This is a genomic window from Actinokineospora sp. NPDC004072 (assembly GCF_053604195.1).
On sequence record NZ_JBSGHB010000008.1, the window covers coordinates 275,354 to 296,251 of the forward strand.

General features: G+C 73.8%; 17 protein-coding genes. 12 read left to right on the forward strand and 5 right to left on the reverse strand.

Annotated elements, in window-relative coordinates; genetic code table 11:
- Window position 1 precedes the first annotated feature (1 nt).
- The gene (locus ACWEPX_RS15260; RefSeq protein ID WP_451897768.1) at window positions 2-1,096 is read right to left on the reverse strand and encodes a polyprenyl synthetase family protein; all 1,095 of its coding nucleotides are present in this window, start codon (window positions 1,094-1,096) and stop codon (window positions 2-4) included.
- A gap of 130 nt (window positions 1,097-1,226) precedes the next feature.
- Here ACWEPX_RS15260 and ACWEPX_RS15265 point away from each other — a divergent pair, with 130 nt between their 5' ends.
- On the forward strand, window positions 1,227-2,111 hold the full coding sequence (locus ACWEPX_RS15265; RefSeq protein WP_451897769.1) for a methylenetetrahydrofolate reductase: 885 nt from the start codon (window positions 1,227-1,229) through the stop codon (window positions 2,109-2,111).
- On the opposite strand, the gene ACWEPX_RS15270 is transcribed toward ACWEPX_RS15265, so the two are convergent.
- Window positions 2,108-2,797 carry an LppM family (lipo)protein gene (locus ACWEPX_RS15270; protein WP_451897770.1) on the reverse strand — a complete coding sequence of 230 codons (690 nt, stop codon included), beginning with the start codon at window positions 2,795-2,797 and terminating at the stop codon, window positions 2,108-2,110. The genes ACWEPX_RS15265 and ACWEPX_RS15270 overlap by 4 nt on opposite strands.
- A gap of 86 nt (window positions 2,798-2,883) precedes the next feature.
- On the opposite strand from ACWEPX_RS15270, the gene ACWEPX_RS15275 reads away from it, so the two are divergent.
- Window positions 2,884-4,548 carry a DUF885 domain-containing protein gene (locus tag ACWEPX_RS15275; protein ID WP_451897771.1) on the forward strand — a complete coding sequence of 555 codons (1,665 nt, stop codon included), beginning with the start codon at window positions 2,884-2,886 and terminating at the stop codon, window positions 4,546-4,548.
- 33 nt (window positions 4,549-4,581) lie between these two features.
- On the opposite strand, the gene ACWEPX_RS15280 is transcribed toward ACWEPX_RS15275, so the two are convergent.
- Both ACWEPX_RS15280 and ACWEPX_RS15285 read right to left on the reverse strand, forming a co-directional pair.
- Window positions 4,582-5,157, reverse strand: a complete 576-nt coding sequence (locus tag ACWEPX_RS15280) for a GNAT family N-acetyltransferase (protein ID WP_451897772.1) — start codon at window positions 5,155-5,157, stop codon at window positions 4,582-4,584.
- The gene (locus ACWEPX_RS15285) at window positions 5,154-5,675 is read right to left on the reverse strand and encodes a YbaK/EbsC family protein (protein ID WP_451897773.1); all 522 of its coding nucleotides are present in this window, start codon (window positions 5,673-5,675) and stop codon (window positions 5,154-5,156) included. Before ACWEPX_RS15285 ends, ACWEPX_RS15280 begins: the two co-directional genes overlap by 4 nt.
- Before the next feature lie 185 nt (window positions 5,676-5,860).
- Here ACWEPX_RS15285 and ACWEPX_RS15290 point away from each other — a divergent pair, with 185 nt between their 5' ends.
- The 3 genes from ACWEPX_RS15290 (at window position 5,861) to ACWEPX_RS15300 (ending at window position 7,974) form a co-directional block, all read left to right on the forward strand.
- Window positions 5,861-6,271 carry an SAV_6107 family HEPN domain-containing protein gene (locus tag ACWEPX_RS15290; protein WP_451897774.1) on the forward strand — a complete coding sequence of 137 codons (411 nt, stop codon included), beginning with the start codon at window positions 5,861-5,863 and terminating at the stop codon, window positions 6,269-6,271.
- Window positions 6,268-7,026, forward strand: a complete 759-nt coding sequence (locus tag ACWEPX_RS15295; protein ID WP_451897775.1) for a maleylpyruvate isomerase family mycothiol-dependent enzyme — start codon at window positions 6,268-6,270, stop codon at window positions 7,024-7,026. The genes ACWEPX_RS15290 and ACWEPX_RS15295 overlap by 4 nt, the downstream gene beginning before the upstream one ends.
- A gap of 219 nt (window positions 7,027-7,245) precedes the next feature.
- On the forward strand, window positions 7,246-7,974 hold the full coding sequence (locus tag ACWEPX_RS15300) for a VOC family protein (protein ID WP_451897776.1): 729 nt from the start codon (window positions 7,246-7,248) through the stop codon (window positions 7,972-7,974).
- A 243-nt stretch (window positions 7,975-8,217) separates the two neighbouring features.
- Here the strand turns inward: ACWEPX_RS15300 and ACWEPX_RS15305 are convergent, their stop codons facing one another.
- On the reverse strand, window positions 8,218-12,777 hold the full coding sequence (locus ACWEPX_RS15305; RefSeq protein ID WP_451897777.1) for an ATP-dependent helicase: 4,560 nt from the start codon (window positions 12,775-12,777) through the stop codon (window positions 8,218-8,220).
- A gap of 203 nt (window positions 12,778-12,980) precedes the next feature.
- Between ACWEPX_RS15305 and ACWEPX_RS15310 the strand changes: the two genes are divergently transcribed.
- From ACWEPX_RS15310 to ACWEPX_RS15340, 7 genes are all read left to right on the forward strand, one after another.
- Entirely contained in the window at window positions 12,981-14,888 is a 1,908-nt protein-coding gene (locus tag ACWEPX_RS15310) for an Hsp70 family protein (protein WP_451897778.1), read from the forward strand.
- A 155-nt stretch (window positions 14,889-15,043) separates the two neighbouring features.
- Entirely contained in the window at window positions 15,044-15,238 is a 195-nt protein-coding gene (locus tag ACWEPX_RS15315) for a DUF3046 domain-containing protein (protein WP_451897779.1), read from the forward strand.
- A gap of 158 nt (window positions 15,239-15,396) precedes the next feature.
- Window positions 15,397-16,440, forward strand: coding sequence for a recombinase RecA (gene recA, locus ACWEPX_RS15320; protein WP_258906559.1), 1,044 nt, complete (start codon window positions 15,397-15,399; stop codon window positions 16,438-16,440).
- 722 nt (window positions 16,441-17,162) lie between these two features.
- Entirely contained in the window at window positions 17,163-17,639 is a 477-nt protein-coding gene (locus ACWEPX_RS15325) for a regulatory protein RecX (RefSeq protein WP_451897780.1), read from the forward strand.
- A 222-nt stretch (window positions 17,640-17,861) separates the two neighbouring features.
- Entirely contained in the window at window positions 17,862-18,137 is a 276-nt protein-coding gene (locus tag ACWEPX_RS15330) for a hypothetical protein (RefSeq protein WP_451897781.1), read from the forward strand.
- A 37-nt stretch (window positions 18,138-18,174) separates the two neighbouring features.
- A complete protein-coding gene (locus tag ACWEPX_RS15335; protein WP_451897782.1) occupies window positions 18,175-18,960 on the forward strand; it encodes a hypothetical protein in 786 nt (261 codons plus the stop codon).
- 32 nt (window positions 18,961-18,992) lie between these two features.
- Window positions 18,993-20,897, forward strand: a complete 1,905-nt coding sequence (locus ACWEPX_RS15340; protein ID WP_451897783.1) for a fumarate reductase/succinate dehydrogenase flavoprotein subunit — start codon at window positions 18,993-18,995, stop codon at window positions 20,895-20,897.
- The last annotated feature ends 1 nt before the right edge of the window (window position 20,898 follow it).

A 20,898-nucleotide genomic window follows, 5' to 3' on the forward strand; every position in this document is an offset into this window, starting at 1 on the left:
CTCAGCTCGTCCTGCGGCCCGCGGCCACGGCCAGGTCGGCCAGCACCCGGGCGGCGGGGTCGGCGAGGTCGGCGCGGTCGAGCGCGGCCAGCGCGGTCGCGGTGAGGGCGTCGATGCGCCGCTCGACCTCGGCCACCGCGCCCACCTCGATCAGCGCGTCGCGGACGTCGGAGAGGGTCTGCTCGGTCAGGTCGACGTCGCCGAGGGCGCCGCGCAGCAGGTCGGCCCGGCGCGGGTCGGCCATGCCCAAGGCCATGAGCAGCGTGCGCTTGCCCTCGCGCAGGTCGTCGCCCGCGGGCTTGCCGGTGATGCCGGTGTCGCCGTACATGCCGAGCAGGTCGTCGCGCAGCTGGAAGGCCAGGCCGATGTCGGCGCCGAAGGCGCGCAGCGCGGCCACCGTCGGCGCGGGCGCGCCCGCCAGCGCCGCGCCCAGGTGCAGCGGGCGCTCGACGGTGTAGGCGGCGGTCTTCATCCGGGCCACGCTCAGCGCGGTGGCCGCCGACTCGTCGCCGCGGGCCTGGGTGAGCACGTCGAGGTACTGCCCGGCCAGCATCTCCGCGCGCATGGCCTGCCACGGCGGCAGCGCGGCGGCCAGCCTGCCCGCGTCCAGGCCGGAGGTGGCGAACATGTCGTCGGCCCAGGCCAGGGCCAGGTCGCCGAGCAGGATGGCGGTGGCGGCGCCGAAGCGCTCCGGGTCGCCGTGCCAGCCCGCCTCGCGGTGGCGGGCGGCGAACTCCACGTGCACGGTCGGCTTGCCGCGGCGCATCGCGGAGGCGTCCATGAGGTCGTCGTGCACCAGCGCGCACGCCTGGATCAGCTCCAGCGCGCTCACCCCGCGCAGCACGGCCCGCGCGTCGACGCCGGTGCCGGACCCGCCCGCGCCGCGCCAGCCCCACCAGGCGAAGGTGGGCCGCAGCCGCTTGCCGCCGCCGAGCACGAACCCGGCCAGCGAGGCCACCGCCGTGCCGAACGAGGGCGCGGCCTCGGCCATGTCGGCGTGCCGGGTCGCCAGGTAGTCGGTCAGGGCCCGCTCGACGTGCGCGGCCACCGCCTCGTCGATCGGGGCCTCTGGAGTGGGTCGCAGCGCTTGGTGCACCCCGCTATCGTCCGCTGTGCGCGCGGCCGCGGTCGCGCCGGGGTGGTGCGCCCCACTGCGTTGTTCCGTTGGGTGGAACCAGCAGTCCACGAGATGGGCCCCATCCCGCTGGCTGGATACGCTTTAAGCCATGACCACGGTGGTGGAGCGCATCAGAGCGGGACGTCCGGTCTTCTCCGTCGAGTTCATGCCGCCCCGCGACGAGGCCGACGAGCAGCGCCTCTGGCGGGCGATCCGCGAGCTGGAGGGCCTGGACCCGGCCTTCGTGTCCGTCACCTACGGCGCGGGCGGCTCCAGCCGCGACCGCACCCTGCGCACCACCGGCAGGCTCGCCCGGGAGACCGACCTGTGCTCGATGGCGCACCTGACCGCCGTCAACCACTCCGTCGCCGAGCTGCGCAACGTCATCGGCTGGTTCGCCGAGCAGGGCATCCGCAACGTGCTGGCGCTGCGCGGCGACCCGCCCGGCGACGTGATGGGCGAGTGGGTCAAGCACCCGCAGGGCCTGGCCTACGCCGAGGACCTGGTCCGGCTGGTCCGCGACCTCGGCGACTTCTGCGTCGGCGTGGCCGCCTTCCCCTACGGCCACCCGCGCTCGAACGACCTCGACACCGACACCGACCACCTGGTCCGCAAGCTGAACGCGGGCGCGGACTTCGCCATCGCCCAGCTGTTCTTCGAGCCGGAGGACTTCCTGCGCCTGCGCGACCGGGTGGCCGCCCGCGGCTGCGACGCGGCGATCCTGCCCGGCGTGATGCCGATGACCACCCCGAAGGTGCTGGCCAAGACCGTCGAGCTGTCCGGGGCCCCGGTGCCCGCCCGCATCGCCGCCCGCCTCGACCCGCTGGTCGACGACGCCAAGGCGTTCCGCGCCGAGGGCGTCGACATCGTGACCGAGACCTGCCAGCGCCTGCTGGCCGAGGGCGTCGACGTGCTGCACTTCTACACGTTCAACCGCTCCAAGGCCACGCGCGAGGTGGTGGCCAGGCTGGGCCTGGTGCCCGCCCGGGCCTAGTGGTGGCGCACCGGCGGGCGGCGGTCCCGCCGGTGGGCGACCAGGGCGAGGAAGACGACCAGCAGGGCGACGCCGACGGCCCCCGCGCCGACGATGGTCACCCACTTGGTCCAGGACACCCCGGAGCGGTCGCTGTACTCGATCGTGGCGAGGAACTCGGTGACCGCGCCCGGCTTGGGCGTCCAGGTCACCGTGCCCGACTCGTCCACCCCGTTGGTCTGGATCACCGTGCCCGGGAAGGCGACCCGCAGCCGCACGTCGGCCCGGTCGGCGGGCAGGTCGCTGAGGTCGGCCGAGCCCGCCATCGTGACCAGGTTGCCGGAGCGGCGGAAGCTGAGCCGGTACTGCCTGCCCGGGGTCAGCGTCTGGGTGAGCAGGCTGACCTCGGCGAAGGTCAGGTCCTGGAAGGCGACCGTCGAGCCGACGTAGCCGTCGGCGGCGTAGGGCTGGAGCTTGACCTTGGCCTCCAGCTCCGGCGGCACGCTCAGCGCCGGGCCCTTGTCGTCCTCGCGCAGCAGCACCGAGGCGATGACCATCTGGCCGGAGACGGTGTCGCTGTCGGACACCGCGAGCGCGGCCTGCACGCGCACGCACCCGGAGAGCGCGAGCGTGGCGACCGCGGCGAGGGCGGCGGCGACCACCCGCCTGCGGAAACGGGGCCTGCTGTCGGTTTCGCGGGGGTGCACGCGGCCATCCTGCCGTACCTGCCCGGGGCTGCCAGCGGGAGGTAATCCGGTGCCACCCGGTGGTGACCGGCAGGTAGCGTGCGGACATGGCGTCCCCACATGACGGTGTGCACAAGATCAGCGATTCCTACGTCGACGACCTCGCGGCGCTGGACCCCATCCTGGCGACGTACGAGGGCATCGTCGGCCACGACGACCGGCTGCCCGACCTGTCGCCCGACGGGGTGGCGGCGCGCGCCGAGCTGGCGAGGTCGGCGCTGGCGGCGATGGCCGCCGCCGAGCCCGCCACCACGTCCGAGGCCGACGCCAAGGCGGTGTTCACCGAGCGGGTCGGGGTCGAGGTCGACCTGTACGAGGCGGGCGAGCTGACCGCGCCGCTGAACGTGATCGCCTCCGCGCCGCAGGACCTGCGCCAGGTCTTCGACCTGATGCCCACCGACACCGCCGAGGACTGGGCGGTCGTCGCCAAGCGGCTCGCGGCCGTCCCGGACGCGCTGGCGGGCTACCGGTCGGCGCTGCTGGCCGCGGCCGACGCCGGGCGCGTCCCCGCGCTGCGCCAGGTCGTCAAGACCGCCGACCAGTGCCGCATCACCGCCGAGAAGCACTTCACCGCGTTCGTCGGCGGCGCCGACGTCACCGGCGGCCTGCGCGCCGACCTCGACGACGCCGCCGCCAAGGCGGGCGCGGCCTACGGCGAGCTGGCCGAGTTCCTGACCCGCGAGCTGGCCCCCCGCGCGCCGAAGGACGACGCGGCAGGCGAGGAGCGCTACCAGCTGTGGTCGCGCAACTTCCTCGGCGCGACGATCGACCTGCACGAGGCGTACGAGTGGGGCTGGGCCGAGTTCGCCCGGGTGGAGAGCGAGATCAAGCAGGTCGCCGAGCGGATCGCGCCCGGGGCGGGCATCGCGGGCGCGGCCGCGGCGCTCAACGCCGACCCGCGCTACCGGATCACCGGCGGCCAGGCGTTCCAGGACTGGATGCAGGGGCTGTCCGACCGGGCGCTGGCCGACCTGCGCGGGGTGCACTTCGACATCCCCGACGAGCTGATGGCGCTGGAGTGCCTGATCGCCCCGCCCGGCGGCGTGGTCGGGGCCTACTACACCGGCCCCACCGAGGACTTCAGCCGCCCGGGCCGGATGTGGTGGTCGGTGCCGGAGGGCCGGACCGACTACTCCACCTGGCGCGAGGTCACGACCGTCTACCACGAGGGCGCGCCGGGCCACCACCTGCAGATCGCCACCGCGGTGTACCAGGGCAGCACGCTCAACCGCTTCCAGCGGTCGCTGGCGAACACCTCCGGGCACTGCGAGGGCTGGGCGCTCTACGCCGAGCGGCTGATGCGCGAGTTCGGCTACCTCGACGACGACGGCGACCTGCTGGGCATGCTCGACGCCCACCTCTTCCGGGCCGCGCGCGTGGTCATCGACCTCGGCGTGCACCTGGGCCTGCGGATCCCCAGCGGCACCGGGTTCCACGAGGGCGAGCGGTGGACCGGCGACCTGGCCGTGGAGTTCCTGCGCACCCGCACGATCACCGACCCGGACTGCATCGTCGACGAGGTCGACCGCTACCTGGGCTGGATGGGCCAGGCGCCCGCGTACAAGCTCGGCGAGCGGCTGTGGCTGGCCGCGCGCGACGAGGCCAAGGCGCGGGCGGGCGCGGCGTTCGACCTCAAGGCGTTCCACAAGCGCGCCCTGGAGATGGGCGGCATGGGCCTGGACACGCTGCGCGAGCGGCTGGCCGCGCTGTAGCGGCCCGGACGGGGACGGCGCTGGCCGTCCCCGTCAGCCCTGGTCCAGGGGCAGCGTGCGGCCCAGGACGCCGAAGGGGCGCGGGTCGCCTGCGAAGCGGTAGTGCCGCAGGACGTCGCTGAAGCCGAGCCTTCGGTACAGCCGCCAAGCCCGCGACGGGCCCTCCGGGGTCGACAGCAGCACGTGCGCGCTGGGCACGCCGTCGAGCAGCCGGGTGACCAGCTCGGCCCCGGTGCCGCGGCCCTGGGTCTCCGGGCGCACGTGCAGCTCGGTCAGCTCGAAGTAGTCGGCCATCCACAGCTCGGCCACCGCCGCGCCGCGCTGCTCGGTCACGCCGCGGCGGACCTGCTCGTGCCACCACTGCCCGGGCGCGCCGCGGTAGCCGTAGGCGATGCCCGCCAGGCGGTCGCGGTCGTCGATGGCGGCCACGCAGCGCCAGCCCTCGCGCATCATGTGCGCCAGCCACATCGGGGCCCGCTGCTCGGCGGTGCCCTGCGGGTAGCGCATCGCGGTGACGTAGAGGTCCAGGGCCTCGCGCAGCCGCGCGCGCAGCTCGTCGCCGCTGAGCGCGACGAACCGTTGCACGTGGGGGGACGGGGCGGCGGTCACGGAATGGGATCATCCTCTCCCGCGGCGACGGCCGCAGCGGTGCCCCCGGTGAGGATCACCAGATCGGCGTAGGTCGTGGGGAAGACCGACTTGGGGTGGCCCGCCGCGGCCCACACGACCGGGTAGTCGGCGAGCGCGGTGTCGACCAGCGTGCGCACCGGCCGGGGGTGGCCGACCGGGCCGACGCCGCCGATGGCGTGGCCGGTGTGCTCGCGCACGAACGCGGGCTCGGCGCGGGTGATCGCGTCGGCTCCGGTGAGCGCGGCGAGCCTGGCCAGGTCGGCGCGGTGCCTGCCGGAGGTGAGCACGAGCAGCGGGCGCCGGTCCCCGCCGTGGTCGGCGGCGAAGACCAGGCTGTTGGCGATCGCGCCGACCTCGACGCCCAGGGCCGCGGCGGCCGCGGCCGCGGTGCGCACGTCGTCGTCGAGGATCCGGATCCCGGCCGCGGCATCGGCCATGCCCTTGTCCCGCAGTTCGGCGGCGATCGTCCGCACGGCGGGGTGGTCGAGTGTGGTCACCGCTCCATCACATCACCTTCGGGCTGCGGCAGTTGATACGGCCCCTTCCTGCGATTACGGTGGTATTGTCGAACATGAGTTCGATAGGGCTCGGCGGTGCGGCGGGGGAAGCGCCTCGCCGCCGAGCCCCCGCCGGCTCCCCTCGGCGGTCCCACCAGCGGTCCAGTCGAGGAGAGGAGTCCCCCATGACCAGCACGTTGGACTTCCCCGTCACCCCGGCCGTGCCGCCCACCGCGGTGGCCCTGCTGCGCCAGGCCGAGGACGGTCTGACCGAAGCCGCCCGCCAGTCCCACCCCGCCTACCGCTTCGCCGACGCCTACCTCAGCGCGCTGCGTGCGGCCGCGGCGCTGCTCGCCGTGCGCGGGCGGCCGCACCGGGGGCGGGCCAAGCCCACCAGCGTCTGGACCCTGCTGTCGTCGGTGGCCCCGGAGCTGCGCGAGTGGTCGGCGTTCTTCGCCTCCTGCTCGGGCACCCGCGCGGCCGTGCAGGCGGGCCTGGTCGACCGGGTCGGCCCGCGCGCGGCCGACGACCTGGCCCGCCAGGCCGGGCTGTTCGTCGCCCTGGTGCACCGCGCCGTCCACGGCTCCCGGCGGTGACCCGGCCGCTCACCCAGGACGACCTGCTGGACGTGGTGGAACGGGAGGGCACCCGCGCGGCCGCCGCCGCCGACGGCGCCGACCCCGACCGCCCCGTCCCCGGCTGCCCCGGCCTCACCGTCGGCGAGACGGCCCGCCACCTCGGCAGCGTCTACCGCATGGTCGTGACCTGGATCCGCACCGGCGTCCGCCCCGCCATCTGGCAACGCGAACCCCACGACGGCGAAACGGTCGCCAACTACCTCCGCGACGGCCTGCGGGCCCTGCTGGGGGAGTTGGCCGCCCACCCGCCGCAGACCCCGTGCGAGACCTGGCACCCCACGGACCGCACGTACGCCTTCTGGCGGCGCCGCATGGCCCACGAGTCCACGATCCACCGCACCGACATCGAGGCCGCCCAGTCCCGCGACCTCACGCCGATCCCGGCGGAGGTGGCGCTCGACGGCATCGACGAGGTCCTGACGCTGTGGTTCACCCACCGCCTGGCAGAACAGGGCGTCGCAGCCACCCGCCCCGCCACCGTCGCCATCCGCTCGACCCACCGCACCTGGCTGTCCACAATGCACCCAACCGGCACCTCGACAACCGAGGCCCCCGAAACAACCCCCGCCAACGCCCAAATCACCGGCGACCCGATGAACCTCTACCTCTGGCTCTGGGGCCGCCGCGCCGTCTACGACCGATCCGTCACCCAATCCGGTGATTTCGACGCCATAGCCCAATTCTGGGCCCTACTCCGCCTGGCCACCAAGTGACCGAGCGGGGAGGGCACCCGCCCTCCCCGCTCGCCACCCCGCCCTCCCGATCACCACTTCGGGCGGCCCCGCTCGCCACCCCCGGCCGCGGCGCGCTCCCGTGCGCGGCGTCGGCGGTCTCGCTCGCCATCCCCGCCGCCCCGCGCTCCCCATTCACCACCCCCAGCCCCCCGCTCGCTGCCCTCCCATCGGTCGACCTGGTTCGGCTACGGTGCCGGTATGGCGACTCGGTTGGTCAGCGTGGTTGTCGACGCCGCGGATTTCCGGGGCCTGGCCGAGTTCTGGTCGGCCCTGCTCTCCTGGCCCCTGACCTTCATCGACGCCGACGAGGCGGATGTCGAGCCCACCCCGGCCGACGGTTGCCCGTTTGAACTCGTCTTCGTTCCCGTCGCGGACCCGAAGACGGCCAAGAACCGCGTCCACCTGGACCTGGCTTCCGCCAATCCCGAAGCCCACGCCGCCACCGTCACCCGAGCCGAATCCCTCGGCGCCCGCCGAATCGACATCGGCCAGGGCGATGTCCCCTGGACGGTCATGGCCGACCCCGAGGGCAACGAGTTCTGCGTCCTCGAGCCCCGCCCCGAGTACGCCACCACCGGAGCCCTGGCCGCCATCGTCGTTGAGACCCCCGACCCCACCGCCTCCACCGACTTCTGGCGAGCCGCAGCAGGCTGGACCCGAACCCGCCACCCCGCTGGCACCCCAGCCCTGCGCCACCCCGACTCCCGCGGCCCCTGGCTCGAATTCCTCCCCGCCACCGCCCCCAAGACCACCAAGAACCGCCTCCACCTGGACGTGGCCCCCTACCCGACCACCTCCCTCGCCACCGAGGCCGCCCGCCTCCAAGCCCTGGGCGCCACCCCCTGCGACATCGGCCAAGCCGCCGTCCCCTGGACAGTCCTCGCCGACCCCCAGGGCAACGAGTTCTGCATCCTCACCCCGCGCTAACCCCACCCCACGAAGCCGGCCCAAGCCCAACACCCGACCACGCCCCAACCACCCGGCCACCCAGGGAGGACCGGAGGCACCCCCGGCAGCCGAACCCGCTCACCCCACCGATGACGCCTCAGCCTCCACCCACCCAGGCAGGCCGAAGGGGCATCAGAGCCAGGTTGTTCAGTCCGGAGGTGGTCGCGGCGGCTCAGGCCCCGAGCTTGCCCGGCTAGCAACCCCGTCCCTTTCTGCAGGTGGTCAGCCGCGGAGGCGGAGGCCCTTGGGGGTTGCGCGGAAGCCTGCTTCGCGCAGGATTTCGGCCAAGGACGACGTGAGTGCCACCTCCCCGTCGGCTCGTTGGACGGAGAGTTCGCCCAGCCAGCCGTCGCGGACTGCGCGGGAGAGGCCTGCGGCGGCTGAGCGGAGGGTGGGGGCGTGTTCGGTGAAGGACAGGAGGGTGCGGCCGCCGCGTTCGACGTAGAGGGCGGGGGTGCCGTCGACCAGGACGGCCAGGGCGCCTGCCTTGCGGGCGGGGCGGTGGCCGCCTGGGCCGATCGGGTCCGGCCAGGGGAGGGCGGCTCCGTAGGGCTGGGCCGGGTCGGCGGCGGCGAGGACGACGGCGTCGGCCTCGACGGGGGAATCGTCCGAACGGGACAGTGCGCGGAGGCGGTCGACGGCGCCGCGGCTGGCGAACTGGGCCGCGCCCAGGCCCTCCACGACGTAGCCGCGGATGATCTGGCCGGACTCCTCCATCGCCCGCAGCACCTTGTAGACGCCGCTGAACCCGCCCGTGACCCGCTCGGTGTCCAGCGCGCCCCTGGTCAGCACGCCGTGCCGTTCCAGGAACGCCTCCGCGCGGGCGTGGGCGCGGCGGGTGGCGTCGAGCTCGCGGGCGGGGACCAGGGACCAGCGGCCCCCCACCGTCGGCGGGCCCGTGCGGCTGGGCATGCTCGGGCGGGTCGCGCGCATCCTGGCGTAGCGGCCGCGCGGGGCGGAGCGGCGGGGGCGGTGGGCGCCGCCGCCGGACAGCACCGCGCGCAGGGGCGCCAGGGTGTCGTTGGTGATCAGGCCGCCCCACACCAGGTCCCACAGCGCGGCGATGACGTCGGCGTCCCCGGGGGCCTCGGCTCCGCCGTCGAGCAGGACGGCGCCCGCCCGGTCGGCGAGCTGGCGGAAGAACAGCGCGCCACCGTCCAAAGCGGACAGCACCGCGCCGTGCAGCGGGGTCTCCGGGACCGCCTCCTCCACCTCCGGCAGCAGCAGGTCGGCGACGTCGGACGGGGCCAGCGCGACCCAGCCGTCGCCACCGGCCAGCGACCCCGTGCCGCACCAGGTCACCTCGCCCGCCGCGGTCAGCTCGTCGAGCAGGGCCGGGCTGTAGCCGGGCAGCCGGGCGGGCAGCACCAGCGACTCCAGCGCGCTGGCAGGCAGCGGCGCGCCCGCCAGCTGCTCGACCACCGACAGCACGTCGTCGGCGGTCGGCAGCCCGCGCTGCTTGCGGCCGATGCCGTGCCAGCCGGGCAGGAACCGGCCCAGCGCCGCGGGCTCGACCGGCTCGACCTCGGCGCGCAGCCGGGCCAGCGACGCCCGCCGCAGCCGCCGCAGCACGTCCGCGTCGCAGTACTCGGTGTGCGTGCCGCCGGGCCGCAGCTCGCCGCGCACCAGCCTGCCGGACCCCGCCAACCGCTCCAGCACGCCCGTCACCACCGACACGCCCAGGCCGAACCGCTCCGCGGCCTCCGCGGCCGGGAACGGCCCGTGCGTGCGGGCGTAGCGCGCCAGCAGGTCGCCGAGCGGATCGGGGACCGGCTCGGTGAACACCTCCGGGACCCCGACCGGCAGCGCCGTGCCCAGGGCGTCGCGCACCCGCCCGGCGTCCTCGACGGCGATGAACCGCTCCTCGCCGCCGATGCGCACCCGCAGCGCCCGGCGCGCCCGCTCCAACTCGGCCAGCCACTCCGGCCGCACGCCCCGCGCCGCCGCCTCGGCCTCGGTGAGGTCGCCCAGGAAGCGCAGCAGGTCAGCGGCGTCCTCGGTGTGCCGGGCGTGCCGCTGCGGGGTCAGCCGCTGCAGCGACCGCTCGACCTCGGCGACGACCTCCGGGTCCAGCAGCTCCCGGATGGCCTCCGAGCCGAGCAGCTCGGCCAGCAGGGCGCTGTCCAGCGACAGGGCGGCCGCCCGCCGCTCGGCCAGCGGCACGTCCTCGCCGTAGAGGAACATCCCGATGTAGCCGAACAGCAGGCTGCGGGCGAACGGCGAGGCGCTCTGCGTCTGGACCTCCACCACCCGCACCCGCCGCGCCCGCACGTCCGCCATCAGCTCGCGCAGGCCCGCCACGTCGTAGACGTCCTGCAGGCACTCCCGCATCGCCTCCAGCACGACCGGGAACTGCTCGTACTTCGCCGCCACCGACAGCAACTGCGCCGAGCGCTGCCGCTGCTGCCACAGCGGCGTCCGCCGCCGCGGGTCGCGCCGGGGCAGCAGCAGCGAGCGGGCCGCGCACTCGCGGAACCGGGACGCGAACAGCGCCGAGCCGCCCACCTCGGCGACGATGACCTGCTCGACCTCCTCCGGCGCCAGGATCACGTCCTCCGCGCCCGCGACCAGCTCCCGGCCGGAGTCGTCGACGGTGTCCGGCAGCCGCACGACGATCCCGTCGTCGGAGTGCGCGATCTGCGCCTCCACCCCGCGCGACTCCCGCAGCCGGGCCCCGATGGCCAGCGCCCACGGCGCGTTGACCTGCGCGCCGAACGGCGAGTGCACCACCAGCCGCCAGTCGCCCAACTCATCGCGGAAGCGCTCCACCAGCAGCGTGCGGTCGTCGGGGATGTGCCGGGTGGCCTCCCGCTGCTCGGCCAGGTACGCCAGCAGGTTGTCGGTCGCCCACTCGTCCAGCCCGGCCGCCGCCGCCCGCTCCCGGGCCGCCGCGGGCTCGGCGGCGGCCAGCTCCCGCAGGAACGCCCCCTGCGCCCGGCCCAGCTCCAGCGGCCGCCCCGGCGAGTCGCCCTTCCAGAACGGCATCCGCGCGGGCTCGCCCGGCGCGGGCGTGACGGTCACCCGGTCGTGGCTGATGTCCTCGACCCGCCACGCGGACGTGCCGAGCAGGAAGGTGTCGCCGACCCGCGACTCGTACACCATCTCCTCGTCCAGCTCGCCCACCCGCGAGCCGGGCCGCCCCTCCTCGCCCGGGGTCATGACGGCGAAGAGCCCGCGGTCGGGGATGGTGCCGCCGGAGGTCACCGCCAGCCGCTGCGCGCCCGGCCGCCCGCGCAGCTCCCCGCCGACCCGGTCCCAGGTGATGCGCGGCCGCAGCTCGCCGAACTCCTCCGACGGGTAGCGCCCGGCGAGCATGTCCAGCACCGCGTACAGCGCCGAGTCGGGCAGCGCCGCGTACGGCGCGGCCCGCCGCACCACGGCGGCCAGCTCGTCCACCGCCCACGGCTCCACCGCCGTCATCGCCACGATGTGCTGGGCCAGCACGTCCAGCGGGTTGCGCGGGTAGCGCACCGCCTCGATCGCCCCCGCCGACATCCGCTCGGCCACCACCGCGCAGGAGACGAGGTCGCCGCGGAACTTCGGGTACATCACCCCGCGCGAGACCGCCCCCACCTGGTGCCCGGCGCGGCCCACCCGCTGCAGCCCGGCTGCCACCGTCGGCGGGGCCTCCACCTGCACCACCAGGTCGACCGCGCCCATATCGATGCCCAGTTCGAGCGAGGAGGTCGCCACCACGCACGGCAGGCGGCCCGCCTTGAGGTCCTCCTCCACCCTGGTCCGCTGCTCGCGCGACATCGACCCGTGGTGAGCCCGGGCCACCACCGGGGTGGTCGTGCGCGCCAGCCCGGACTGGCCGATGGCCTCTGCCGGGAAGCGGTCGAGGTCGGGGACCTCCTCCTCGGCCAGCTCGTTGAGCCGCGCGGTCATCCGCTCGGCCAGCCGCCGCGAGTTGGCGAAGACGATCGTCGAGCGGTGGGCGCGGACCAGGTCGAGCACCCGCCGCTCCACCGACGGCCAGATCGAGTTGCGCGGCGGCGGCCGGATGCCGTCCTCCTCGGTCATCGGCGGCTGCTCGTCCAGCCGGGCCATGTCCTCGACCGGCACCTCCACCCGCACCTCGATCGTCTTGGCCGACTCCGGCCGCACGACGGTGACCGGCCGCCCGCCGCAGAGGAACGCGCCGACCTCCTCCACCGGCCGCACCGTCGCCGACAGCCCGATGCGCTGCGCGGGCCGCTCCAGCAGCGCGTCCAGCCGCTCCAGCGACAGCGCCAGGTGCGCGCCGCGCTTGGTCCCGGCGACCGCGTGCACCTCGTCGACGATCACCGTCCGCACCCCGCGCAGCGACTCCCTGGCCGCCGAGGTGAGGATCAGGAACAGCGACTCAGGCGTGGTGACCAGCACGTCCGGAGGCGTGCGGGCGAACGCGCGCCGCTCGTCGGCCGGGGTGTCGCCGGTGCGCATGCCCACGGTGATGTCCGGCTCCGGCAGGCCGAGCCGGTGCGCGGCCTGCCGGATGCCCGCCAGCGGCGCCCGCAGGTTGCGCTGCACGTCCACCGCCAGCGCCTTCAGCGGCGACACGTACAGCACCCGGCACCGGTGCTTGGCCTCGGCAGGCGGCCCGTCGGCGGCCAGCCGGTCCAGCGCCCACAGGAACGCCGCCAGCGTCTTGCCGGAGCCGGTCGGCGCCACGACCAGGGCGTGCTCGCCCGCCGCGGCCGCCAGCCACGCCCCCGCCTGCGCGGCGGTGGGCGCGGCGAAGGCCCCGGTGAACCACTGCCTGGTGGCCGGGCTGAACACTTCGAGGACGTCGCTGCTCACAGGGCCATCTTGACCCAGGGGGACGACGGCCGTCGGAAGTTATCCACAGGGCCGGACCGTCCACAGCCTGCGGCAGCGCCTTGACAGGGCGGCCACTTGCCAGGACCCCGACCACGAACCCGATCGGGCATGGCAGCATCACACCCGACATCCCGGGGGTGGCCGCTGACCGCGGCCGGGGTTGCTCGACCGAGGGGAGCGCAGTGAACGTCCTGTCCGTGGATCTCGGCACGTCGAACACCGTCGCCGTGCTGGCCGCGCACGGTCGTCCGCCGCGGGTGGTGGACGTCGACGGGTCGTCGATGATGCCGTCGGCGGTGTTCGCCGCCGAGGACGGCGGCCTGGTGGTCGGCCGCGACGCCGAGCGCCGGGCCCGCCTGGACCCCTCCCGGTTCGAGCCCAACCCCAAGCGCCGCGTCGACGAGGGCACCCTCCTGCTCGGCGACGTCGTCGTCCCGGTCACCGACGCGCTCGCGGGCGTGCTGCGCCGCGTCGCCGACGAGACCTCCCGCCAGCTCGCGGGCAAGAAGCCTGACGAGGTCCGGCTGACCCACCCCGCCCAATGGGGCCCGGTGCGGCGCAACGTGCTGCTCTCCGCGGCCCGGCAGGCGGGCATGGGCGCCAACATCGTGCTGGTCCCCGAGCCGGTCGCCGCCGCGGCGCACTTCGCGTCCTTCCCCGGCCAGAAGCTCGCCCCCGGCCAGGCCCTGGCCGTCTACGACCTGGGCGCGGGCACCTTCGACGTCGCCGTCGTCGGGGCCACCCAGAAGGGGTTCGTCGTCCTGGCCGAGGCGGGCCTGCCCGACCTCGGCGGCCTCGACGTCGACCAGGCGCTGCTGGAGCACGTCGGCAGGCAGGTCTCCCACCGCGACCCCGCGGGCTGGCAGCGGCTGCTGCGCCCGGAGTCCACCGGCGACCGCCGCGCCCAGCGCGCCCTGCGCGAGGACGTCAAGGCGGCCAAGGAGGCGCTGTCGCGGCACCCGCAGACCGAGGTGCCGCTGCCGGAGCCGTTCGAGGACGTGCTGGTCACCCGGGTCGAGCTGGAGGCGCTGATCCGCCCCGGCCTGCTGCGCAGCGTCGAGCTGCTGGCCGCCACCATCCGCTCCACCGGCATGGGCGCGGACCGGCTCGCGGGCATCTACCTCGTCGGCGGCTCCAGCCGCATCCCGCTCATCGCCACCCTGATCGCCGAGCAGCTGCGGGTCGTGCCGACCAGCCTCGACCAGCCGGAGACCGCCGTCGCCCTGGGCGCGCACCACGTGCCCCAGGAGGGCGTCACGATGCGCACCGGCGACATGAGCGGGGCCATCGAGACCGTCCAGCGCACGCAGACGATGGTGCCGCGCACGGGCGGCTTCACCGCCCAGCCCGCGCAGCCGCAGTTCCCCCCGCGCGTCCAGCAGCAGCAGCGCCCCGGCCCGCCCTCGACGCCGGTGCCCGCCCAGGGCCCGCCCTCGGCCCCGATCCCGGTCGGCACCCCCGGCCCGCCCTCGCAGCCGACCCCGCTGCCGCACTACCCCGCGGCGCCGCAGCCCGCCAAGTCCAGCAACAAGATGTGGTACCTGGCCACGGCGGTCGTCGCGGTCGTGGTGGTCGGCGTCGTCAGCATCATCATCGCCACCTCCGGCGGCGGCTCGGGCAACCTGGCCGCCGACTGCGGCGACAAGAACACCGACGCCGCCGGGTTCACCCCCTGCATGCGCGAGGTCGCGGGCCAGGTCATCACCAACGGCGACTGTGAGTCCGGGATCAACCTGGGCACCCGGTCGATCCCGACCCCGGGCGCGAAGTCGGCCACGTGCACCCTCGACGACGGCTACATCGCCCTCTACTACCACTTCGACTCCGCCGACCTGGTCGACCAGAACATCGACGCGGTGTTCTCCGGGATGGGCGAGAGCAAGGCCGAGGCCAAGACCGGCTCGTGGAACGGCGGCAAGCTCAGCGGCACCTACTACGAGGTGGAGATCCTGGAAGGGGCGGGCATCCTGCTCTTCAGCGTGGACGGCACCCCGATCATGGGCTCGGTCGCCAAGCTGACCCCGGGCGACGGGCCCGCCGACCTCGCCAAGTACTTCGAGCGCAACGTCAAGCCGACCAGCTCGGGCTGAGTCAGCGCCGGTTGCGGTAGTACAGCAAGCCGGTGACGATCGCCGCGACCAGGACGGCGATGATCCCGAGGTCCAGGATCAGCGACTCGGTCTCCGACGGCGGGGGGATCTGCATGCGCACGGCCGCCAGTCTACGGACGCCTAGACTGGCGGCGATGCGTATCACCGCCTTCCGCGCCCGGCTGGCCGACGAGTTCGGCCCGCTGCGCGCCGACACGATCGCCCGGGACCACGTTTTCGCAGCTCTGGGCGGTCGCACCGTGGACCAGGCGCTGGACGCCGGGCTGTCGACCAAGGAGATCTGGCGGGCGGTCTGCGAGGCGTTCGAGGTGCCCGCCGAGCGCCGCTGACGGCGTGTCGTTATACAGGCTCGAACACGTGTTCGCTACGATCCATCCACAGCGGGACCGGTTGTCCACAGGACGGCGATGTCTGCGGAAAATCGTCGGCCCCAGCCCGTAGCGTCAACGGCGTGAGCACGAAGCAGTCTCGAAAAGGTGGAACGACGATGCCAGCAGCCCCCGATCGGGACAAGGCCCTCGAACTGGCCTTGGCCCAGATCGACAAGAACTTCGGGAAGGGCTCGGTGATGCGCCTGGGCGAGGAGACCCGGGCGCCGATCCAAGTCATCCCGACCGGCTCCATCGCCCTCGATGTCGCGCTCGGCATCGGTGGCCTGCCGCGCGGGCGGGTCGTGGAGATCTACGGCCCGGAATCCTCCGGCAAGACCACCGTCGCCCTGCACGCGGTCGCCAACGCCCAGCGGGCGGGCGGCATCGCCGCGTTCATCGACGCCGAGCACGCGCTGGACCCCGACTACGCCAAGAACCTCGGCGTGGACACCGACGCCCTGCTCGTCTCCCAGCCCGACACCGGCGAGCAGGCGCTGGAGATCGCGGACATGCTGATCCGCTCCGGCGCGCTGGACATCCTGGTCATCGACTCCGTGGCCGCCCTGGTGCCGCGCGCGGAGATCGAGGGCGAGATGGGCGACAGCCACGTCGGCCTGCAGGCCCGGCTGATGAGCCAGGCGCTGCGCAAGATCACCGGCGCGCTCAGCAACTCCGGCACCACGGCGATCTTCATCAACCAGCTGCGCGAGAAGGTCGGCGTCATGTTCGGCTCGCCGGAGACGACGACCGGCGGCAAGGCGCTGAAGTTCTACGCCTCGGTGCGCCTCGACGTGCGCCGCATCGAGACCCTCAAGGACGGCGGCGAGCCGGTCGGCAACCGCACCCGGGTCAAGGTCGTGAAGAACAAGGTCGCCCCGCCGTTCAAGCAGGCCGAGTTCGACATCCTCTACGGCAAGGGCGTCAGCCGCGAGGGCTCGCTGATCGACATGGGCGTCGAGCAGGGCATCCTGCGCAAGTCGGGCGCCTGGTACACCTACGAGGGCGACCAGCTGGGCCAGGGCAAGGAGAACGCCCGCAAGTTCCTGCTGGAGAACCCGGACGTGGCCAACGAGATCGAGAAGCGCATCAAGGAGAAGCTGGGCATCGGTCCCAAGCTCGACGCCGAGGAGACGACCGCCCCGGCGCCGGTCGACTTCTGATGGCGGGGCGGTCGGAGTGGCCCGACGACTGGGTGGTCACTCCGGCCCGTCCCCCCGACGTCCTGCCGGGCTGGGACGACGCAGACCCGGAGCCGGGGAGCGGGACGGGACGGGCGCGACAGCGCGAGCTGCCCCCTGACCCCGCGTCGTCGGCTGCGTCGGGGGAGGACCTGCCCTCCTCGGAGGCCGCGTGGCCGAGCCCGCAGCCGCGCTCCGGCACTTCGCGGCGCCCGCCTCGCGCTGACGCAGTAGCCCAAGAGACGCCTGACGCGGCCGAGGGGGCTTCGCAGGCGGAGCGGGAATCGGGGCACGCTGAGGCTCCGCGGACGACGGCGGAGTCGATTCGTCCTGGTGTCGGGCCAGCTGGGGAGTCGGTTGGCCGCGATGCTGGGCTGGTGGGGAAGCCGGCCCGGTCTGGGGGTGGTGGGGCGCTTGCGGACGCCCAGGCGTGGCTCGACTCGGTCCAGGCGCGGGGTGGGAAGCGGGATGTGCCTGCTCGTGGGCAGGAGCTGGGGGAGGTCGGCGAGCAGGAGGCGGAGGCTCCGGTGCGACCGAGGCGCAAGGGGGCGGGGTCGGCTCGGGCCGGAGGGGCGGGGGCGGCTCGGGCTGGAGGTCGGGCTGGTGCTGGCCCGGGTGGGGGAGCCGCTGGTGAGCTGGGGGAAGAGGCGGCCCGGTCGGGGGAGCCGAGGGGTGGTCGGGCGCGCCGGGGGCGGGCGGACGATGTGGACCCGGCGGTCAAGGCCAAGGACATCTGCTACCGCTTGTTGACCATGCGGCCGCACACGCGGACCGAGTTGGCGCAGGCGTTGCGGCGGCGGGAGATACCCGATGACGTCGCCGAGGCCGTGCTGGGCAAGTTCGACGCCGCGGGGCTCATCGACGACGCCGCCTTCGCCGAGATGTGGGTGCGGTCGCGGCACGAGCACCAGGGGCTGGGGCGGCGGGCGCTGGCGGTGGAGCTGAAGCGGCGCGGGGTGGACAGCTCGGTGGTGGCCGAGGCCGTCGGCGCCGTGGACGACGACGCCGAAGAGGAGCGCGCCGCCGCGCTGGTGCGGAAGCGGTTGCGGGCCATGTCCGGTGTGGACGAGCAGGCCAAGATCCGCAGGCTCGTCGGCATGCTCGCGCGGAAGGGTTACGGGCAGGGGTTGGCCTACCGGGTCGTGCGGGCTGAACTCGGTGCCGAGTGGTCGGACGAGTGATCAAGGCCACCCGGTGTTTCCGCAGTACAGCGGGGGTTTGTGAGTGAGATCACAGGCCGTGGCGGCAGCTTCCTAGGGGTTCGGTGGCGCTGCGGCGCGCACCCTGTGGTACTTGTCACACCTGGCATCGACACGGCAGAGTCGGCGGCGAGGGGATGCCGGGCCCGGGACAGACCGCTCGGGCGCGGTGGCCACGAACCGACCGGCCACGGAGGTGCGGACATGTCGAGCACTGAGTACAGCGAGCTGCAGCGGACCATCGGACAGCTGCGGCACTGCGTCGGCGCCCTGCGCGCGCGGTACGGCGACGTCCCCGCGGTGCGCCGCATCGCCAACGACGTCGACCGGCTCGACATCGACGCGGGCGAGTTGGTGCAGCCCGCCCACGCCCCGGCTCCGCGGCAGGCGGAGGACGTCGTGGTGGTGCCGGACACGCCCTACGACCCCGCGCTGTGGCACGGCGCGGACGACGAGGGCGTGGGGGGCTATCAGCGCTAGCCCCCTCCTCCCCCACCACGACACGACGAGGACGCGCATGAAGTACGGCGTCGGCGCCCCCACCAGGGCCCGCATCCCGGATAAGACCCTGCGGACGGACCGGTGGTGGCTGCCGCCGCTGCTGACCAACCTGGGACTGGCGGCCTTCGTCGTCTACGCGACCATCCGGTCGTTCTGGGGATCGGCGTACTGGGTGCCCGAGCACGGCTACCTCACGCCGTTCTACTCCCCGTGCATCAGCGAGTCCTGCGTGCCGGGGTCCAGCCACTTCGGCACCCCGCTGCCGGAGCTGCCCGGCTGGATCCCGCTGGGCTTCCTGGCCCTGCCGTTCCTGCTCGGCTTCCGCCTGACCTGCTACTACTACCGCAAGGCGTACTACCGCTCGGTCTGGCAGTCGCCCACCGCGTGCGCCGTGGCCGAGCCGCACGACCGCTACACCGGGGAGACCCGGTTCCCGCTGATCATCCAGAACGCGCACCGCTACTTCTTCTACGTCGCGTTCCTCATCTCGATCATCAACACCTACGACGCGATCTCGGCGCTGACCCACGGCCTCGGGCTCGGCGGGATCATCCTCGTGGTCAACGTGACGCTGCTCTGGGCGTACACGCTGTCCTGCCACTCGTGCAGGCACATCGCGGGCGGGCGGCTCAAGCACTTCTCCAAGCACCCGGTGCGCTACCGCCTGTGGACGCTGGTCTCCAAGCTCAACGTCCGCCACATGCAGCTGGCGTGGACGACGCTGGCCTCCCTGGTCGTCACCGACCTGTACGTGATGCTCGTGGCCAGCGGCGCGATCAGCGACCTGCGCATCATCTCCTGACCCCCACCACAACAGAGAGAGCAACAACTTCTATGACCGAGGTCGAGCGGCACCAGTACGACGTCGTAGTGATCGGTGCCGGCGGAGCGGGACTGCGAGCGGTGATCGAGGCCCGCGAGCGCGGCCTGCGCGTCGCGGTGGTGTGCAAGTCGCTGTTCGGCAAGGCGCACACGGTGATGGCCGAGGGCGGCTGCGCCGCGTCGATGGGCAACGCCAACGCCAACGACAACTGGCAGGTGCACTTCCGCGACACCATGCGCGGCGGGAAGTTCCTCAACAACTGGCGCATGGCCGAGCTGCACGCCAAGGAGGCCCCGGACCGCGTCTGGGAGCTGGAGACCTACGGCGCGCTGTTCGACCGCACCCCCGACGGCCGCATCAGCCAGCGCAACTTCGGCGGGCACACCTACCCGCGCCTGGCCCACGTCGGCGACCGGACCGGCCTGGAGCTGATCCGCACCATGCAGCAGAAGATCGTCTCGCTGCAGCAGGAGGACCACGCCGAGTTCGGCGACTACGAGGCCCGCATCAAGGTCTTCGCCGAGTGCACGGTCACCGAGCTGATCAAGGACGGCGACCGGATCGCGGGCGCGTTCGGCTACTGGCGCGAGTCCGGCCGGTTCGTGCTGTTCGAGGCGCCCGCCGTGGTGCTGGCCACCGGCGGCATCGGCAAGAGCTTCAAGGTCACCTCGAACTCCTGGGAGTACACCGGCGACGGCCACGCGCTGGCCCTGCGCGCGGGCGCGACGCTGATCAACATGGAGTTCGTGCAGTTCCACCCGACGGGCATGGTGTGGCCGCCGAGCGTCAAGGGCATCCTGGTCACCGAGGGCGTGCGCGGCGACGGCGGCGTGCTGAAGAACTCCGACGGCAAGCGCTTCATGTTCCAGTACATCCCGGACGTCTTCAAAGGACAGTACGCGGACGGCCCCGAGGAGGCCGACCGCTGGTACACCGACCAGGAGAACAACCGCCGCACCCCGGACCTGCTCCCGCGCGACGAGGTCGCCAGGGCGATCAACACCGAGGTGAAGGAGGGGCGCGGCTCACCGCACGGCGGGGTGTACCTCGACATCGCCAGCAGGCTGCCCGCCGAGGAGATCAAGCGCAGGCTGCCGTCGATGTACCACCAGTTCAAGGAGCTGGCCGACGTCGACATCACCGCCGAGCCGATGGAGGTCGGCCCGACCTGCCACTACGTCATGGGCGGCATCGAGGTCGACCCGGACACCGCGGCGGCCACCGTGCCCGGCCTGTTCGCCGCGGGGGAGTGCTCCGGCGGCATGCACGGCTCCAACCGCCTCGGCGGCAACTCCCTGTCCGACCTGCTGGTCTTCGGCAGGCGCGCGGGCCTGGGCGCGGCCGACTACGTGCAGGCCCTCGCCGAGCGCCCGGCCGTCCCGCAGTCCGCTGTGGACGCCGCCGCGGAGTCCGCGCTGGCCCCGTTCAACCCCACCGAGGCCGCGGAGAACCCCTACACCCTGCACAACGAGCTCCAGCAGGCGATGAACGACCTGGTCGGCATCATCCGCAAGGCCGAGGAGATCGAGCAGGCGCTGGACAAGCTCAAGGGGCTGCGCGCGCGGATCAACGAGGTGACCGTCGAGGGGCACCGCCAGTTCAACCCGGGCTGGCACCTGGCCCTCGACCTGCGCAACATGCTGCTGGTCAGCGAGTGCGTCGCCCGCGCGGCGCTGCTGCGCACCGAGAGCCGCGGCGGGCACACCCGCGACGACTACCCGCAGATGGACTCCCAGTGGCGCAACACCCTCCTGGTCTGCTCCACCTCCGGTGGCGGGCTGGTGCCCGAGGTGGTGGTCGAGCGCAAGGAGCAGGCACCGATGCGGCCGGACCTGCTGGAGCTGTTCGAGCTGCCGGAGCTGGAGAAGTACTACACCGACGCCGAGCTGGCGGCGCACCCGGGAAGGACGTCCTGAC

Bases quoted from the DNA above. Each gene is read 5' to 3' on its own strand.
- ACWEPX_RS15265 (WP_451897769.1), top strand. From the start codon at position 1,227: ATGACCACGGTGGTGGAGCGCATCAGAGCGGGACGTCCGGTCTTCTCC.
- ACWEPX_RS15275 (WP_451897771.1), top strand. From the start codon at position 2,884: ATGGCGTCCCCACATGACGGTGTGCACAAGATCAGCGATTCCTACGTC.
- ACWEPX_RS15290 (WP_451897774.1), top strand. From the start codon at position 5,861: ATGACCAGCACGTTGGACTTCCCCGTCACCCCGGCCGTGCCGCCCACC.
- ACWEPX_RS15300 (WP_451897776.1), top strand. From the start codon at position 7,246: ATGGCGACTCGGTTGGTCAGCGTGGTTGTCGACGCCGCGGATTTCCGG.
- ACWEPX_RS15315 (WP_451897779.1), top strand. From the start codon at position 15,044: ATGCGTATCACCGCCTTCCGCGCCCGGCTGGCCGACGAGTTCGGCCCG.
- recA (WP_258906559.1), top strand. From the start codon at position 15,397: ATGCCAGCAGCCCCCGATCGGGACAAGGCCCTCGAACTGGCCTTGGCC.
- ACWEPX_RS15330 (WP_451897781.1), top strand. From the start codon at position 17,862: ATGTCGAGCACTGAGTACAGCGAGCTGCAGCGGACCATCGGACAGCTG.
- ACWEPX_RS15335 (WP_451897782.1), top strand. From the start codon at position 18,175: ATGAAGTACGGCGTCGGCGCCCCCACCAGGGCCCGCATCCCGGATAAG.
- ACWEPX_RS15340 (WP_451897783.1), top strand. From the start codon at position 18,993: ATGACCGAGGTCGAGCGGCACCAGTACGACGTCGTAGTGATCGGTGCC.